The organism is Citrobacter freundii complex sp. 2024EL-00216 (assembly GCF_043945515.1).
Taxonomy (GTDB): Bacteria; Pseudomonadota; Gammaproteobacteria; order Enterobacterales; family Enterobacteriaceae; genus Citrobacter; species Citrobacter portucalensis.
Genome location: NZ_JBIMRA010000032.1, coordinates 14256 through 30271, shown reverse-complemented (window position 1 = coordinate 30271; position 16016 = coordinate 14256). Strand labels below are relative to the sequence as shown.

Sequence of the window (16016 nt, the reverse complement as noted above, 5' to 3'; positions counted from 1 at the left end):
ATAATCTCAATCAATTTAATCTTTTTTATTTGAATCATCAAGAGCCCCATTACTGATAGGCATCAGTAAGTGGCATCGCTGCTCAAGCTTCAGTAAAAATCCGGTTAGCAACTTCCGCTGTTGGCACGAAGCGGACGCTATGAAAAATCATCAAGCTCGATTAAGAAGAGAAGAAGACATTGTTTTTAGGTAAGATGAATGGCTCAACTCATTAGCATGTATCTTTAATATCTCAAAGCAACTTTCTTAGGGCGTGTTACTTTTTTCTTTATCATATTGCTCTCACCTTTACGCCCATTAATAACATAATGCACTTCGCAAAAAATTCTATACTGCGAAAAGAAATGTGAAAGTGCTATATGTAAGTCACCTGCCCATGGAAGACGCTCAACTTCCTTATCAAAAAAATGATGTATAAAGCCAGTACTTTCTCTAAGATGAAAAACATTATTTCTAAATATCCTGAGTGAGTTCGAATGTTCGTTCATCAATTTTCCGATGCCATCTGAAATTGGTAATAATTCTTTAAATTCTCTAGGGCGTTCATTATCGAGTAAGAGTGGCATGTTTAAGCTTTTAAATCCTTCGCAGACCACACCTAAAAAACCTAATCATGTAGAGAGATAAATTCCCATGTCAAATTTATTTCTCTCACTCAAATGGCCATTCTTTGTCATTTTTTTGTTGAGCTTATTGTAATTTTTAAACATAAGATCAGCCGTTTCGAAATAATGAATTTGTAATGTTAATAAGCGGTCGTGATTGCGACATGGGAGCATGTCCTCAGGGAAGCGGCAATCTGTATCTATAGCGTAAGTATGTGGGACATTAGCAAAATAATAAAGATCATGATCTGGAAAAATCAGTTCTCCATCATCTAGGGCCTTTTTTAAATGATCAGAGACATCATCAAAATTTCTGAATCCGTAATCTATTAGATTTTCCCCTGCAAAGTTGGTCAACCACCAAGAATTAAACCCTCCTACCTCACCTCGCCCCCCAAAATCAAAATCTACGCTCCCGGAGTTTAGATCTACCCTGCATCCAGCCCCATGTTTATAATATTTGACACCACCATCTAACTCACCAATATTGGGTATATCAGATTCAATCCACCCATAGCAACTTGATGGCATTTTAATTCCAGACCGATGCATTAGCTTTAAAGCCACTTGGACATTTTCTTGAAAATCAACAATCAAACGATAAAGATTATTATTCATATCACAAGCTCACTTCAAATTATTGAGAAATGGATGCAATACTTCACTCGGAACCAAAAACGCTATTAAGGATAATATCCCTTTTCCCGATAAATTAACACTGGCTATGCTCTTGATATCCGCTTCTGGCACAAAGGGGACATTCATCTGTTGTACTTTGATATTCAGTTCCATAAACATTCAGGCCGATATTACCACCGTGAGTACGCCAGCCACTATTGCTGCCGTCCTGTCGTTTAACTCACGGAGGTCAATGTGTCAGACCGTATTCCTACCGGGCAAATTCCTGACGCCCTGAAACAATCCTTATCCCGTCTCCCGGGCGTTCTGTCGGAAGCCATGGTGGAGCGCCTGCTCCGCTGTGTTCACTACGAACCGGTGATTGGCATCATGGGAAAATCAGGCGCAGGTAAATCCAGCCTGTGTAATACCCTGTTCAGTCCGCCCCCCGCCAGTGTTGACCCCGTCAGGGGCTGCACGCGGCGCGTTCACCGTTATCAGGTTACCCGTGGTCCACGAACGCTTCATATTGCCGATTTTCCCGGCATTGCCGAAACCCCGGAACCCGACAGGCAATATCGTCGACTGTACCGGGCATGGGCCCCGAAGCTGGACCTGATTGTCTGGGCGCTGAAGGCTGACGACCGTGCCTGGAAAGATGACCTGCGCTGTTACCGCGAACTGCTGGGCGCGGGAGCTGCACCAGAGCGTTTTCTGTTTGTTCTCACGCAGGCGGATAAAATGGAGCCCTGTCGCGAATGGGACAATGCAAACCACCAGCCCTCGCCACGTCAGGCTGAAAATCTTCATGCCAAAACTGAGCTTGCTGGAACACAGTTTGCGACTGTCCATCCGGTCATTGCAGTATCCGCAGCGGAAAACTATCACCTCGAACTCTGGGCAGAAGCGCTGATTAAGGCGCTGCCGGTGAGCAGCAGTAGCGCGGTTTTCCGTCATCTTAGCCCTGAGCTGCAAACGGAATATGTTCAGAAAACTGCCCGCGAGCACTTTGTCCAGGCCACTGGCGACATCTTTGATGATGCCGTCGCAGCCATACAGACATCAGGCAGGCTGGTACGACAGCTACAGCGACTCCGCCTGCGGTTCCTGGCGGTTATCCGTGCTGTCTGGCATCTCCTGTTCTGATTTCACTGTGCTTTTTTCACTGCCGCTTCGATCTGTTTCGACGATCGAAATGCTTATTCATGATAGTTATTAGCTATTGAATATAATATATCGATCGTTATTATTGATAGATATCAACGATCAGTTTACGCATATCGATCTGAATTAACAATTATCCCGCCTTCTGATTAGCCAGTACGATCTGTGCTGGATGTGAAGATATCCCCTGTCATTCGTCTTATTTAATCAATTGTTTATAAAGGAATATTTTATGTGTGCTTTTATGCCCGTGATGACGGGTGTCTGTACCAACCGGGAGACCCTGAGATGAAATCCTACCCCTTATTACGTCAGGACATATTTGCCTGGTGCCTGGCCGTCGTGCTCCCGTTGCTCTGGGTGGTGCTGTACCTGAACTTTCCGCAGAACATGGCGCTTGTCATTTATCTGGTCGTCGCGCTGGTCTGGGTGTTGCTGGACCGGACAAACCTGATGAAGCAGGGCATCACACCGCCGTCATGGCTGTGGTTTCCCCTCTATTTTGTTTACCTTCGCCAGCGTGACCAGAATCAGGGCAAGCCGTGGCGGCTTCTGCAGGTCTGGGTGCTCTGCACCGCGCTGTCATTCGTGGCGTTATATCAGTTCAGTAAACAGTCCGATACGGAGAGTCTTGCACAGAGTGCCTGCACGGTAGTGACGAGAATTCTGCGTGACGATGGCAGTGATGAGCGATGCATTCGCGTCATTAATATGAAGGAAGAGGTCAGCGGTCGCTTCTGGCGGGCGCAGGCGTTGCTGAACACCGGCGGTAAGGAGCCCGTGACCATTGAAGACCGTGGGCAGGATATCTATGTCATGTTGCCGGAAAGGGGAGAATAAAGAATGAACACCGTGAAAACCATTACCCGCCACCTGCTGCTGAGTGCAGCCGTGTTATTCACCGCTGCATCAGTTTTGCATGCAGCGACACCGGACACGCTCCGTCAGACTCATGACCCGCACTGTGCGCAACCGGTATTTTACGCACAGACAATGAACCATAAAAAGGAAGTGGAGATTTGCATTGTCACCCCGTCGGTCTCGTATTCATTCGGGAAAACGGGCGCGAAAAACAAGGAGATGAACCTCACTGTTCCGGCAGGCAGCACCAGTTATGCGTACACGAACAATCAGGTCATCAGCATTCAGAACTTCACCGTCAGAAACGGCGATACCAGTTACCAGGTTTCAGCCGGTTCGGATGATGCGGGAGAGCCCTTCGCATCCCTTTATGTTTATAAGGGAGTACCGGAGAGCGGGAAACTGCTGGCAGAAATCAGACTCGACCCGGTGACGATGGTGAACAACATCAGCCATTCACTGGCGGAAGAAGGTATTCCGGAAGCAGACAGCCTCTGATACCTCCGGTCTCACAGATAAGGACATGACGTAATGAAAAACCAACAAACGACCCGGACAGCATCACGCGGTCTTTTACTGCTCTGTACGCTGTTGTCAGCCGTTGTGCTCAGCGGTTGTGGTGACAAGGACGAACGCGAGTTCATTCGTGGATGTAAATCCGGTGGCGGCAGCACTGCCGTCTGCGGGTGTATTTATGACGACCTGAAGACCCGGTACACGCAGGGAGAACTGCAGAAGCTGAACACACAGTATGGATATGTGCCACCGGGCTTTATGGAAAACATGCTGAAGGCTGCACAACAGTGCAGAAAGTAAGGAAAGAAGAAAATGGCGCTTGTTATTAAATATTTCATGATTGCGTTCATCATTGCGCTTGTGGTTGTGCTGTTTAACGCGTTCAGCAACACCGGTGCGATACGTGACTTCTGGCAGGGGGCAGGATACCTGTTCTGGATGACCACCGGACCGGGAGCAGGCATGACCCTGGGCGCTTTCCTGCGTCAGTGGCTGATGCCTGACCGTATTTATACATCGGGTGGTGCGGCAGGGTTGCTGAAAGCCCGTCTGTTCTGGCTGGCCGGTCCCCAGTGTATTGGCTGGCTTGCGGGTCTGCTGACTGTGGGACAGCAACTGACATAATTGCTGTACTGAACACACCACATCTGCAGAGGCTGTCCCTTCCTGGGATGGCCTTTTTACTTTTATGGCTGGGCAGTACCCCGTCACAGAACACATTAAAACGTACGGCTGTTTTACCAGTCGTTAATTACCTGAAGACCATGCCTCCTCCCGGGGCATGGTCTTTCTTCATTTATACCGTTTCAACAGGAGTCATCCATGAGATTAGCCAGCCGCTTCGGGCGAATTAACCAGATACGCCGTGACCGTCCACTGACTCACGAAGAACTGATGAGTCATGTCCCCAGTATCTTCGGTGAGGACAAACATGCGTCCCGCAGTGAACGCTACACCTGGATACCAACCATCACCATCCTTGAAAACCTGCAGCGCGAAGGTTTTCAGCCGTTCTTCGCCTGTCAGACGAAAGTGCGTGACGAGAGTAAGCGTGAACACACGAAGCACATGCTGCGTCTGCGTCTGCGTCGTGCCGGACAAATCACCGGTCATCTGGTCCCGGAAATTATCCTGCTGAACTCTCATGATGGCTCATCAAGTTATCAGATGCTGCCCGGTATCTTCCGCAGCGTCTGTACCAACTCACTCGTCTGCGGGCAGTCGTTTGGCGAAGTGCGTGTACCACACCGGGGCGATGTAGTGGAGAAAGTCATTGAGGGGGCTTATGAAGTCCTCGGTGTGTTTGACCGGGTGGAAGAGAAGCGTGATGCCATGCAGTCGCTGATATTGCCACCCCCGGCACAACAGGCACTGGCGAATGCCGCACTGACATACCGTTATGGTGAAGACCACCAGCCGGTGACGGCAACACAGATACTGACACCCCGCCGCTATGAAGATCGTCAGAACGACCTGTGGACAACGTACCAGAGACTGCAGGAGAACCTGCTGAAAGGCGGTTTGCCCGGACGTACCGCGAAGGGCAAACGCAGCCATACCCGCGCCGTTAACGGTATCGACGGTGACGTGAAGCTCAACCGTGCGCTCTGGGTGATGGCGGAAAACATGCTGACCACCCTCAGCAAGTAACCTCCAGCCGTTTCCTCACTGTTATCCCGCATTAGTTGCCCCACAGCTTTACCCTATTAATAAACAAGGAAAAATCAGCATGACCGACAATACACTGCCACTGTTCACCCCGGAAGCAACCGTTCCGATTGCAGCACAACATCAGATTACCGCCACACAGGTATCCGATGAGAACCGCATCCGCTTCTGGCCTCAGCATTTCGGTGGTATCCCCCAGTGGATGTTGCTGGAGCCCCGCATCTTTGGCCGGATGGACAGGCTCTGTGACAACTACCGGGGCGGTATCTGGCAGTTTCTCACCCTCAGCAACGGTGGCGCGTTTATGGCACCGGAGGCAGAGAACAATGATGAAGCCTGGACGCTGTTTAACGACATGAACGGCAACAGTGCTGAAATGAGTGCGGAAGCCGCCGGTATTGCCGCCTGCCTTATTGAATACAGCCACCATGCCTGCCGGACCGAATGCGACGCGATGACTGCGCATTATTACCGGCTGCGGGATTACGCCCTGAATCATGCGGAATGTAACGCCATCATGCATATCATCGACTGAGGGATGCAGCAATGGAACAACAGTTACCGCTGTTTGCCGCTGAATTACCGGCATCCGCGCAACACACCATCCGGAAGGCGCTAACCCTGCTGGAGCGTCAGTTACGTGAACCCGGTGCGTCATTTACCTCCAGCAGTTCGGTACGTGACTGGCTGCGTCTGCAACTGGCATCACTGGAGAGGGAGGAATTTATCGTATTGTTCCTCGATAACCAGCATCGTCTTATTACCCACGAAACCCTCTTCACCGGCACCATCAACCATACGCAGGTCCATCCCAAGGAAGTGGTGAAGGCGGCACTGAAACACAACGCTGCTGCCATCATCATTGCACACTGCCACCCTTCGGGGCTTGCGGAACCCAGCCAGGCCGACCGCCAGATTACGGAACGTCTTAAACAGGCGCTGGACCTGGTGGAAATTCGCCTGCCTGACCACCTGGTGGTGGGCGGAATGGATATTGTCTCCTTTGCTGAACGTGGCTGGCTGTAACGCAACAGGGAAACAACATCATGAAGATTATCAGTAAACGCCAGGCGATGACGATATACCGGCAACATCCACAGTCCCGGCTGTTTCGCTTCTGTACCTGCAGATATCACTGGTCCGGCAGCGTCTGCCATTACGCAGGTCGGGAGGTGCAGGATACGGTATTCGCGGAACGCCGTCAGGACCGCAGCGGCCCGTATGTGGTCCTGCGCTGCGTCACACTTAATTAACCTGATATGAGGAGCACTACATTGTCGAATACAACACCCGCAACAGAGCATGATATTGCAGAACCCCGGTGGGGACTGAAACGCAGTATCACCCCGTGTTTTGGCGCACGACTGGTTCAGGAAGGTAACCGCCTTCATTATCTGGCTGACCGCGCCAGTATTACCGGTAAATTCAGTGACGCGGATTTACGTCATCTCGACCAGGAATTTCCTCTGCTGATGAAGCAGATGGAACTGATGCTGACCAGCGGTGAACTCACTCCCCGCCATCAGCACTGCGTCACGCTGTATGCGAAAGGACTCACCTGCGAGGCTGACTCACTTGCCAGTTGTGGTTATGTCTATATCGCAATTTATCCGACACCCGCACCGGCAGCACAACCCGGAGAGTAATCACCATGACACACGCCTGTAAAATCAGTGACGTCATCAGACATCTGCAGCAGCACCAGAATGATGATTTTGTCCTGTACTCACTCTGGTACACGGATGATGTGCGCAGCATTGATGCCTCCGTTACCGAAGAGGAAGCGATTGCGACGCTACAGCATGCCGACCGGCATCACGATGCGGAACAGGGCATTAACTGGTCCACACTGGAAGCGTCACTGGACGCCATTCGTCAGCAACCCTCAGCGTAATCGCTCCACCCTCACCACCTCTTTTATTTAACAGAGATACGCCTTTATGCAGACTCAACCCGTACCCCACAGACGGGCGGTACCCTCACGCCCGTCACCCGTCAACATCTGGCAAATGCTGCTCACGTACCTGCTGGAACAGCACTACGGTCTTACGCTTAACGATACTCCGTTTGGTGATGAGCAGGTGATTGCACAGCATATCGATGCCGGTATCTCACTGGCGGATGCGCTGAACTTTATCGTCGAAAAATATGACCTGGTACGCACCGACAGGCCCGGTTTCTCCATCAGTCACCCGTCTCCCTTTATTGGCCGCATTGACATGCTCCGGGCCAGACGGGCCACCGGCCTGATGAAACGTAACGGGTACAAAGCGGTGACAGATATCACCACCGGCAAATACAGCGGGGTGACACAATGAAGTTATCCCTCACCGTGGAAGCCGATGCCATTAACGTTCTGGCCCTCAACATGGGCCGGATTAGCGTGGATATTGATGGTATTGAACTGACCGACCTGATTAATGTGGTCTGTGATAACGGTTATTCACTTCGTGTGGTTAACGATGATGACAATCCACTCCCGCCTGTCGCCCGGTTTAATGGTATTCAGTGCAGTACCGCCCATATCACCGAAGCTGATAACAGCCTGCTGTATACGCTCTCGCATCAGCATGAAGACCACGGCGACAGTGAGTGGGTCTGCTATACCGGTTCCGGTTATCTGATCCACCTCGATGCGTGGCAGTACCCGGTACTTCAGCTAAAGAAACGGGGATTATCGAAAGCCTGCCGTCGGTTAGTTGTGACATTAATGTGTCGTTATCACATTCGCATTATTCATCTTGATGCCCTGGGCGAGCAGCTATCCGGTTTCTCCACCTTTGCGTGGTGATCCGGTTCCAATTACCACGAGGTCTTTTTATGCGGACATTAACCACCGAAGAAGCCCTGCAAATCCTGATCGACTGGCTACGGGATAATATCGACTGTGACACACCGATTATCTTTGATAACGATAAGGACAATACGAACTCCACCATCCTGCTCCCGCACGTGGAGCAGGCATTGAATGATGTTCGCGATCTCCGCCATCTGCAGTTGATGCAACGGGCCCGGTCAGAATAACCCTGCCTCCTGCACATTACATATATACGCAAGCGCCAGCCTTAACCGGGCTGGTGTTTTACTTTATATAAGGAAAGAAAATAATGGTCGCACTGATGCACACCGATCCTGACGTGTTAACCGATCACACACATGTGATTTGCTCCACCAGCATTGAACGTATCGTCACCGGACGTAATGCAGCGTTGAGCCTGACAGAAGTCATCACCATTCAACCTATTGATATTTATGCATTAATCGACAGTATTGATGGGGGTAAAGCGAATGAATGGGGAGTGTGGCAATACCGTTACGACTATTGGCTGACGGAATATAACAGCGAACGGCCTCATGAATCCCTGAATAACCTGATGCCGTAAGTGTACCGGCTAATGGTGGGAAATCTTCTCCCCACGGAAATCTCAAAAAGTACGTGGAGCTAAAACAAGTGTGCTTACAACATAATCCATTGTTCAATTCATTCCTTCACTTTGCCAGTGAAACTGAAACGCCGATCTTTTCGTATCCTGCATATTGATGACATAGAAGTTGCGGGGAAAATACTCTGTTGATGTCTCGCTAAAGGTGTTTAATCCGTACAGTATGATTTTTTTTCCTGTTATTTCCGTTGGTTCTGGGATGGTGCTGGAAGGCACACGAAAGACCTTAACAACTGAATTATCAGGTAGCAGGATCTTCAGCGTAAGAAGATGATCGTCACTTTCCGCTTCAAGTAATTTTCCGCTGATATCAATTCCGCAATGCTGTTGATCAGAAAGAGACGGTTGCATCTGCTTTCGTAGCTTTTCTGTCCAGGCCGAGCACGAGCAACGGCAGGAACAATGGGAGCAGTGCGTGCCAGGACAAGTCAGCTCATATACTGAAAGTGGGATATTCCGTGGCAAAAGTCGATTAATATTTTTGATAATCGTAGTGACCCGCTCAATCAGCTCTGTATTCAGCGTACCTTCCCAGCTATCACGGCTCCCCGTCAGAACTAACCCAATGTTCATATCAGGTGCTCGCTCTTTTACCATTATGCCATAGGCCGCAATCTGTAACAGGTTAGCTTCTTTCGGCTGGTTTTGTTCGTCTGTTACCTTTCCGGTTTTCAAATCAACTACGTTTAACCGATCGGGTCGCTCCTGATATATGAGGTCGGCCCGCCCATGCATATCGAAATCATTGCTGGTCAGCATAACCTCCCGGCCAACGGGTAATGTTTTTTCGTGTGCAGGGCCCCCTTTTACGAAAACAGGTGGCATAAGCGATCTGACGTAGCGGATCTGGGTAACAAGCATTTGGCGTGACACCAGCCCGGCAACGCCGTGACGGTCATATATCCAGTTTGCTACCGGTCCGGCGCGTCGATTGGCTGTCAGCGCGGTCGTAAAATCATTTTCCAGTTGCCTAAGGGTATAATTCTCGAAAGCGGCCTCCCGATGTGTCAGTGAATTGACGCGCTGATGTATTACCTGGCCCAGAATGACTGCCGGATGCAACGGTAAACGTGCGTAAGAATGAGCTTCACTTTCCAGCAAGTATTTCGCCGGACAAACAGCGAAACTCCCCAGCAGAGAAGGAAGCACCGGATGAGTACGCGATAGAATCATTTCATTCATTGCATTATCACTCCAGAGATGAGGACGCCTGAGTCCGTAATTTCGCCATTTCAGTCCCCATGCGGCGGGACAACGCAAAAGTATTCGTTGCGTCTACGTCCACCTCATATGAAAATGCCTCAAGTTCGGGGTTTGCAGCAAATGCAGCATCGGGATCCCAGAATGGATGTAGTACGGCGGCCCACCGCCCGTCACCGGTGCGAATCACGGGTATATTCCCCATCACTTTTACGTCACTGTCGCTGTATAGCGAAGCGGCCTCTTTAGCTAATCGTAGGGCATTTTCCGGCCAGTCAGACACGCCCGGAGATGTAAAATCACCGTTCAGCCCGGCGTTATAGGTTTGATCCAGAAGAAGTTGAATAACATCCAGTCCCAGACGCCAGTCCAGCAACCCGTGATACGGCTGGTTTCCGTATCGGTGCAGGCAGTGATAACATCCTTGAAAGCATCGTTCGCGATGATCGGATTGCAGGAACTCAGCCAGCGGGTAAGCCGTTTTGTTATTTAAAATCTTCTTCATGACCTCAAGTATAATGAGAGAACCGGATGCGTCCTTCTGCTGCAGCCGTTCACATAACCCTGAACCATTAACCAGACGATCGGCCATTTGCAGAACTGGTACCGACTTACCGTTTTTCAGCATTTGAACGCGGGGTTCCAGAATTTCAATTTCTTCAGGATCAATATCCAATAGCTCTTTTGATGCATAGTTAACAATGATAAAAGACGCCGAGAGCGCAGCAGCTCTGAATGCCGGAGTTAGAGTGGAATACTGTAGCCGGAGACCCGGCGGGGTTTGGGCAACCATCAGCGCAAGTAGATCAGTCACTTTAGGCGCGGCAAGATAAAATGTGTTTCGGGTTTCTCCCCGATCGTTAAAGCGGTTTTTAACTAACAGGTCGGCCTCAATAATTTGACTATCTATCCAAACCCGGTTAGCCCAAAGCGGCTGGTAGGTCCCCTGCTTTCTGAAAGGGACCGTTAGGCTCCCCTGTGTTGCGCTGAAACCACGCCATGTTTTATCGGTATAAATTCCCCGATTCAGGCGGTGCAGACATGTCTGCGGCTGAAGCTGTATCGCCACATTAACGTCAGGCTCTGGCGTGGCAGAAAAAGTGTAGGCTTCTGCAATTGATACACGACTGGCCGTGGTCAGGATCTGATCAAAATCCTCTTTGGCCGATTTGGGCTCCAGCGTGGTGATAAATCCATAAGGAACATAGCATTGATAGCGCTCTGCCTTATCCATAACGGCACCGCAGATAGTACATTCGGTGGCCAGAGAGTTTGCCGGAGCCCAGATGTTGCACACTGGACAGGCGGTCATTGTTCTGAGTTCACCCGGTTCGCAGGCATTTGAATAAAATGATCGTGGATTTTTTCTGCTCTGTTTAAGCAGTCCACTATAACCTGCTGTAAAGTAGCGTCGTTTATCCTGAACCAGAATTTTTCCGGGGGCAAATTCCTGTATCGCAATATCCAGATCGCGGTCCATGCTGGCGAATTCGATTTCTTTTTCACCTGTGCTGACTGGCCTTGTCAGCAAAAGGCGTGATCGGGTCGGCATGCCATACATTGGGAATTTACCGTGTTCCGCCAACGCTTCTGCCAGTCCTTTCGCCTCCATCGCGCTGTCGTTCAGTACGGCGTTGATATCCTGAATCAGCTGTTCCGGCGTCAAAGGCTGAATAATTTTCTGGAACAAATATGGGTTTTGCTGTGTGCTGGTCCGGGCAAATTCATCGCGCGCCAGGATGGTTGCTTCGATGGCCTGCCGGATTTTTGGCAGCCAGTCCGTTTGGTTTTCTTTCAGCCAGTGCACCGGGAAAAACTCACCATGGTTATCAGGGACGTGTGCGTAGTCGTCAACCGGCCATGGGTGATCGGCTTTTTCCGTTTGCTGCCTTAACCATTTGAATGCCGACACCAGCCAGATTTTTCGTACCAGTCTCTGGCAGATCATTTCCAGATTTGTGGTCAGAAACGGTGGCGGAGGGAGATCGCCAGTAATTTTTTCCGGGTGGCGGAAGTAGAACAGATCGTGGCTCTTGCTGCGACACGCGGTTAAGACGAATGAAAACGCCTGTCCACGTCGTCCGGCACGTCCGACACGCTGTTGATAATTAAAGCGCTGTGGTGGCATGTTGGCCTGAAAGACCGCGCGTAAATCACCAATATCCACGCCCACTTCCATGGTGGTGGTTACGGAAAGCACATCGACCACGCGAGCTGCCCGGTCAAGGTCTCTATCGGGCGCAAAATCTTTCATTCCTTCCGGTAAAATATCATCGTCGTCGGCAATCAGAATACCTTTAAACCGGCGTAGCCTTGCCGCCGGATTTTCGGTCATTCCAGTCAGTTCCTCTGAGCGCATCCTGTGAATACCAGAAGAATGTGAGAGACGTTTGCCGAGATAGTGTTGCATCTGGAGCGTTTTTGCCTCACTGCACGGCGTTTCTGGTAAAGGAGAGTAGCAACGAGTGCAGATTCCCGCGCCGGTATGCATGTGTATACGCCCACAGCGGGAGCAGCGCCAGACGCGATCTGTAGGTTCCGCCAGGCGAAAATGCATTTTACCAATATCAATAATACCGCCCTGATGACCCGCCAGCTCTAGTCGCCGGAGAAAACTATCAATTAAAGATAAAGGCTCGCCTCCTGAACACTGGCATATCTCCTGTGTAAAACGGTACAGGCGGTTTCTACGATTGACATCGCGCGCTGAACTCCATGGAGTTTCTGGCTTTGTATATTGTGAAGGGGTAACCCGGTATGCGTCCGCCAACACACGAAACATTGCGTCATAAATCGCGAGATGTTCCCGTGAGTCGTTTCCGGTAATGGGAAGGCAGGGATAACCCCAACCGGACTCTTCCAGCGCGAAGTAGGTTTTACTGAATACGCTTTCCCCCACCAGCCGTTTCAGATCGCGTGAAATCTCCTGTCGTGCCACAAGCAGGTTGTCTTCATAGGATGGAAGCGCCTTCCAGCACCACTCCCCCTGCGTGTTCTTTTCAAAGAGTTGTTGCCATGCAAAGGTCAGCGTGCCTTCTTCATGTTTTTCTGGATCGGGAACAGGCGCGATGCCAGTACGATCGGAAGGGTGAATACCTGCATCTACCTGCGCCCTTAACAGCGGGCCAAGCGGTTGACCTGCATCCGGTGATTCAGGTTCGAGGATTTCACGCAGAGGTATGCTGTCAGATTCAGGCTTTGATAATAACCCTCTGATTTTCTTTCGTTCATCAGCAAGTTGATCCAATTCATCCTCTTCCTCATCCGACCTTACGCTGAGGTTAACTAGTGTTTTGTTCCGGTTCTCTATCTCTGCCTGGCGTATTTTTAGTTGGTTATGGGACGGTTTATCAGCCGCAATAGTCTGTAGCGAATGGACAACAATTTCTCGTCTGACGTCGTCATGGTGACCCGATTCCAGATCGAGCGCCGCCCTTGCGGCATCTTGACGACTGTCTGAAAACGTTACCAGTTGCTCACGGTTACCCGATCGCTGTAGTTCCGCCATTAGCGAGCTGGCCAGTAGTTGTGTCGTTTTCGAAAAACCGACGCGAAAGCTACGGATTGGGGAGAGCTTACCTTTGCCGTATTTATAGGACGTACCACACGCCGGACACTGAAAAGGTAGCGCCGTTCCAGGTGACTGTCTGGATGACTGGCCTCTTTCCGAGGAGGCAAATTCACCGGGTTTGACGTAATAGAACCAGCCCGCTATATGGTTTTCCGGTAGCGGTTTTAAGAGCGATACTGGGTGTTGAATAGTGGCGGTAAATGGATCGTAGCTGGCTTTTACCCAAGTACCAAAAGTATTGTCATTATCGCTGTTTAGCTCCTCATTTCCTTTCGGCCAGAAACGTTCGACAACGGGCATAAATAGCGCGTATTCTTCAGCAGATCGGCGTTCTACCATGACTGATTTTGCGTGTTCGGGCAGTTGTTCCGTATCAGGGTCGTTGGGTAAAAGTTCAATTCGACTTTCTGAACCGGAAAAGACCGAAGGTTTACCCCCCCAAAAGAGATTACCGCAACATTCACAATAGAGTAATTCGACACGCCGCGATTTTTTATCTTTGCCGTAACGTAAGCCGGACTCCACGGTAAGATCGCCAAAATATCTTTGATTAATTTCTTGCGCAGATGCAGCGCTAGGGACGGGCAATGGCGCGACATATAACCCCTCAAGAGCGCGCAAAAAAGCATGAGCGCGGAAACGTGGCGCACCGATATCATCAGGAAAGGCATGTGAAAACCATTGCGGCCAATCTCCCTCAGTCGAACGTAACCAGATTAATGCCTGGAGCGCTTTGTCACTATGGGGTTGGGCGTTAAAAAGGCGTGAACTAAGCATTTTGATTGACGTAGCTCTCGGAGAGAGATCGTCCGTATAGCAGCCACTTTCAAGCAGGTTGCCCGCCTGTAAAACGACACGTTGCGCTAGTTGTTCTGTAGAGGCTTCACTGGCTGTCATTTCCATGCTGCGGGCGACATTCTGCCAGTGTTGTAATGAGGTAAGTGGTGCTTGCTGTAACTGAAGCACTGCGTGATAAAACGCCTCCCGATCCCCCTGGAAAAGAGACATATTGCCCGGGGGAAGGGGGTCACCTTTAATAATACATTCTCTCCAGTCGTTGGAAGAGGCACCTGCGGGTAATCCCCGCTGACCGAACATCCCCCATAAATATTCGACGCTTTGATCACCTTCAGCACCTTCAACGGGTAAAGAGGCGCTGGAGGCCAGAATGCGCAGTTTGTGTCGGTGTTTTTCCTGATCCAGCCCCAGCCGGTTGATCAAATGTTTAAGCAAGTAGCTGACTTCAGTACCAGCGGTTCCTCGCTGTAGATGAAGTTCGTCAAGAATAAGATAAAAATAGGCATCAGGATCGCGCTCAATCCACTGTCGGGTTTGCTCAAAAATAGGATCGTCCACCTCGCGAACCAGCATCGTTGAGAGCATGCTGGTGTTGGTGATCAGAATATCGGGCGGTGTCTTTTGCATTTCCCAGCGGCTGAGAACCTCTCCGCCAGCGGTTCGGGGGAAATTAAACGATAATTCGTTATCCTTGTCCTGCTGCGCTTGTCGTACCGCCTCCTGATGGGTCTCTTCCGTTAATTGCATATATTCACGCAGCTCAGTGATTTTTTTAGCCACGCGCTTTTTCTCATTTTTTTCTTCACTGAGTCGGGGATGTTTAAGCCAGCCAGTTACTTTAGTTGCGCTGGTATAACGGCCAAAGAAGATCCGGTTGCCGCCGAAATGCGTATCCATGACATCATGAGCTTCGCTGGAATCCAGCGCCCGTCGCATACGTACCAGTTGATCTTCTACCAAGGCATTCATCGGGTAGAGGATCAGCGCGCGTACCGCTTTCGGACGAGCAGCGGCTTCATGCTCGCGCATGAAGCTGGGCTGTTTATCCGCAACCTTATGCCACCACGGTTGCCAGCACTTCAACGCCGGGCTTTGCGGCCAGCCGGTAGCTTCTTTTGCGATCTGTGCCAGAACAGGCAGTAAAAATGATTCGGTTTTACCGGAACCAGTCCCGGAGGTGACAATGCCCGGTTTCCCTGGCTGTACCCCTCTTTTCAGCATGTCCAGTTGATGGGTATAAAGATTAAAACGTCCCTTAGTTGAATCCGTTTTATTGTGGGGCAGAAGTCCACCTAAACAGAGGTCGATGAATGCCGCCCTTTGTTGCGCATTAAACCCTGGCAACCATGTCTGACCATAAGCATCATTTCGTAATTCGCTGATAGTTAAGCCATAATGCTGATATCGGGGCATCGGTTCAAGAAATAGATCGGCACATAATGTCCCTTGCTGTTCCAGTAACGCTCGCCGTTCAGACTGTATGTCTGATGAATCAATACGGAAGGCTGTTTCAAGGTACGAAATATAAAAATCTCTTATTGATTCAAATGTTTCCAGTGGATTATTCATTAT

Annotated in this window: 18 protein-coding genes and 1 pseudogene; 15 read left to right on the top strand and 4 right to left on the bottom strand. The window is 50.2% G+C overall.

Annotated elements, in window-relative coordinates; translation table 11 throughout:
* Nucleotides 1-224: 224 nt before the first annotated feature.
* Both ACHHZ7_RS23515 and ACHHZ7_RS23510 read right to left on the bottom strand, forming a co-directional pair.
* Complete coding sequence (locus tag ACHHZ7_RS23515) at nt 225-566, bottom strand: hypothetical protein (RefSeq protein ID WP_225623095.1); 342 nt, start codon at nt 564-566, stop codon at nt 225-227.
* A 45-nt stretch (nt 567-611) separates the two neighbouring features.
* Entirely contained in the window at nt 612-1223 is a 612-nt protein-coding gene (locus tag ACHHZ7_RS23510) for a DUF6896 domain-containing protein (RefSeq protein WP_225623094.1), read from the bottom strand.
* Between the two features lie 255 nt (nt 1224-1478).
* Here ACHHZ7_RS23510 and ACHHZ7_RS23505 point away from each other — a divergent pair, with 255 nt between their 5' ends.
* The 15 genes and pseudogenes from ACHHZ7_RS23505 to ACHHZ7_RS23435 all read left to right on the top strand — a co-directional run.
* Nucleotides 1479-2369, top strand: coding sequence for a GTPase family protein (locus tag ACHHZ7_RS23505; RefSeq protein WP_225623054.1), 891 nt, complete (start codon nt 1479-1481; stop codon nt 2367-2369).
* 306 nt (nt 2370-2675) lie between these two features.
* Nucleotides 2676-3227, top strand: a complete 552-nt coding sequence (locus ACHHZ7_RS23500; RefSeq protein WP_060683784.1) for a hypothetical protein — start codon at nt 2676-2678, stop codon at nt 3225-3227.
* 3 nt (nt 3228-3230) lie between these two features.
* A complete protein-coding gene (locus ACHHZ7_RS23495) occupies nt 3231-3746 on the top strand; it encodes a hypothetical protein (RefSeq protein ID WP_225623053.1) in 516 nt (171 codons plus the stop codon).
* A 33-nt stretch (nt 3747-3779) separates the two neighbouring features.
* The gene (locus tag ACHHZ7_RS23490) at nt 3780-4064 is read left to right on the top strand and encodes a hypothetical protein (protein ID WP_060683381.1); all 285 of its coding nucleotides are present in this window, start codon (nt 3780-3782) and stop codon (nt 4062-4064) included.
* Nucleotides 4065-4076: 12 nt separating this feature from the next.
* A complete protein-coding gene (locus tag ACHHZ7_RS23485) occupies nt 4077-4388 on the top strand; it encodes a hypothetical protein (protein ID WP_060683380.1) in 312 nt (103 codons plus the stop codon).
* Nucleotides 4389-4586: 198 nt separating this feature from the next.
* Nucleotides 4587-5414, top strand: coding sequence for a DUF932 domain-containing protein (locus ACHHZ7_RS23480; RefSeq protein WP_060683379.1), 828 nt, complete (start codon nt 4587-4589; stop codon nt 5412-5414).
* A 79-nt stretch (nt 5415-5493) separates the two neighbouring features.
* A complete protein-coding gene (locus tag ACHHZ7_RS23475) occupies nt 5494-5967 on the top strand; it encodes an antirestriction protein (RefSeq protein ID WP_081003618.1) in 474 nt (157 codons plus the stop codon).
* 11 nt (nt 5968-5978) lie between these two features.
* The gene (gene radC / locus ACHHZ7_RS23470; protein WP_060683378.1) at nt 5979-6458 is read left to right on the top strand and encodes a DNA repair protein RadC; all 480 of its coding nucleotides are present in this window, start codon (nt 5979-5981) and stop codon (nt 6456-6458) included.
* A gap of 20 nt (nt 6459-6478) precedes the next feature.
* Nucleotides 6479-6685, top strand: a complete 207-nt coding sequence (locus ACHHZ7_RS23465; RefSeq protein WP_060683377.1) for a DUF987 family protein — start codon at nt 6479-6481, stop codon at nt 6683-6685.
* 21 nt (nt 6686-6706) lie between these two features.
* The gene (locus ACHHZ7_RS23460; RefSeq protein WP_060683376.1) at nt 6707-7078 is read left to right on the top strand and encodes a type IV toxin-antitoxin system YeeU family antitoxin; all 372 of its coding nucleotides are present in this window, start codon (nt 6707-6709) and stop codon (nt 7076-7078) included.
* A gap of 5 nt (nt 7079-7083) precedes the next feature.
* On the top strand, nt 7084-7326 hold the full coding sequence (locus ACHHZ7_RS23455; protein ID WP_060683375.1) for a hypothetical protein: 243 nt from the start codon (nt 7084-7086) through the stop codon (nt 7324-7326).
* A 46-nt stretch (nt 7327-7372) separates the two neighbouring features.
* The gene (locus ACHHZ7_RS23450; RefSeq protein ID WP_060683374.1) at nt 7373-7750 is read left to right on the top strand and encodes a TA system toxin CbtA family protein; all 378 of its coding nucleotides are present in this window, start codon (nt 7373-7375) and stop codon (nt 7748-7750) included.
* Entirely contained in the window at nt 7747-8223 is a 477-nt protein-coding gene (locus tag ACHHZ7_RS23445) for a DUF5983 family protein (protein ID WP_060683373.1), read from the top strand. Before ACHHZ7_RS23450 ends, ACHHZ7_RS23445 begins: the two co-directional genes overlap by 4 nt.
* A 29-nt stretch (nt 8224-8252) precedes the next feature.
* Nucleotides 8253-8456: a DUF957 domain-containing protein gene (locus ACHHZ7_RS23440; RefSeq protein WP_060683372.1), complete on the top strand. Its 204-nt coding sequence runs from the start codon at nt 8253-8255 to the stop codon at nt 8454-8456.
* Between the two features lie 299 nt (nt 8457-8755).
* Nucleotides 8756-8878 (top strand): annotated as a pseudogene (locus ACHHZ7_RS23435) (IS3 family transposase); the annotation flags it as partial.
* 30 nt (nt 8879-8908) lie between these two features.
* Here the strand turns inward: ACHHZ7_RS23435 and ACHHZ7_RS23430 are convergent.
* On the bottom strand, nt 8909-10057 hold the full coding sequence (locus ACHHZ7_RS23430; protein WP_060683370.1) for a PD-(D/E)XK nuclease family protein: 1149 nt from the start codon (nt 10055-10057) through the stop codon (nt 8909-8911).
* A 7-nt stretch (nt 10058-10064) separates the two neighbouring features.
* Nucleotides 10065-16013, bottom strand: a complete 5949-nt coding sequence (locus ACHHZ7_RS23425; RefSeq protein ID WP_060683369.1) for a DEAD/DEAH box helicase — start codon at nt 16011-16013, stop codon at nt 10065-10067.
* Nucleotides 16014-16016 lie beyond the last annotated feature (3 nt).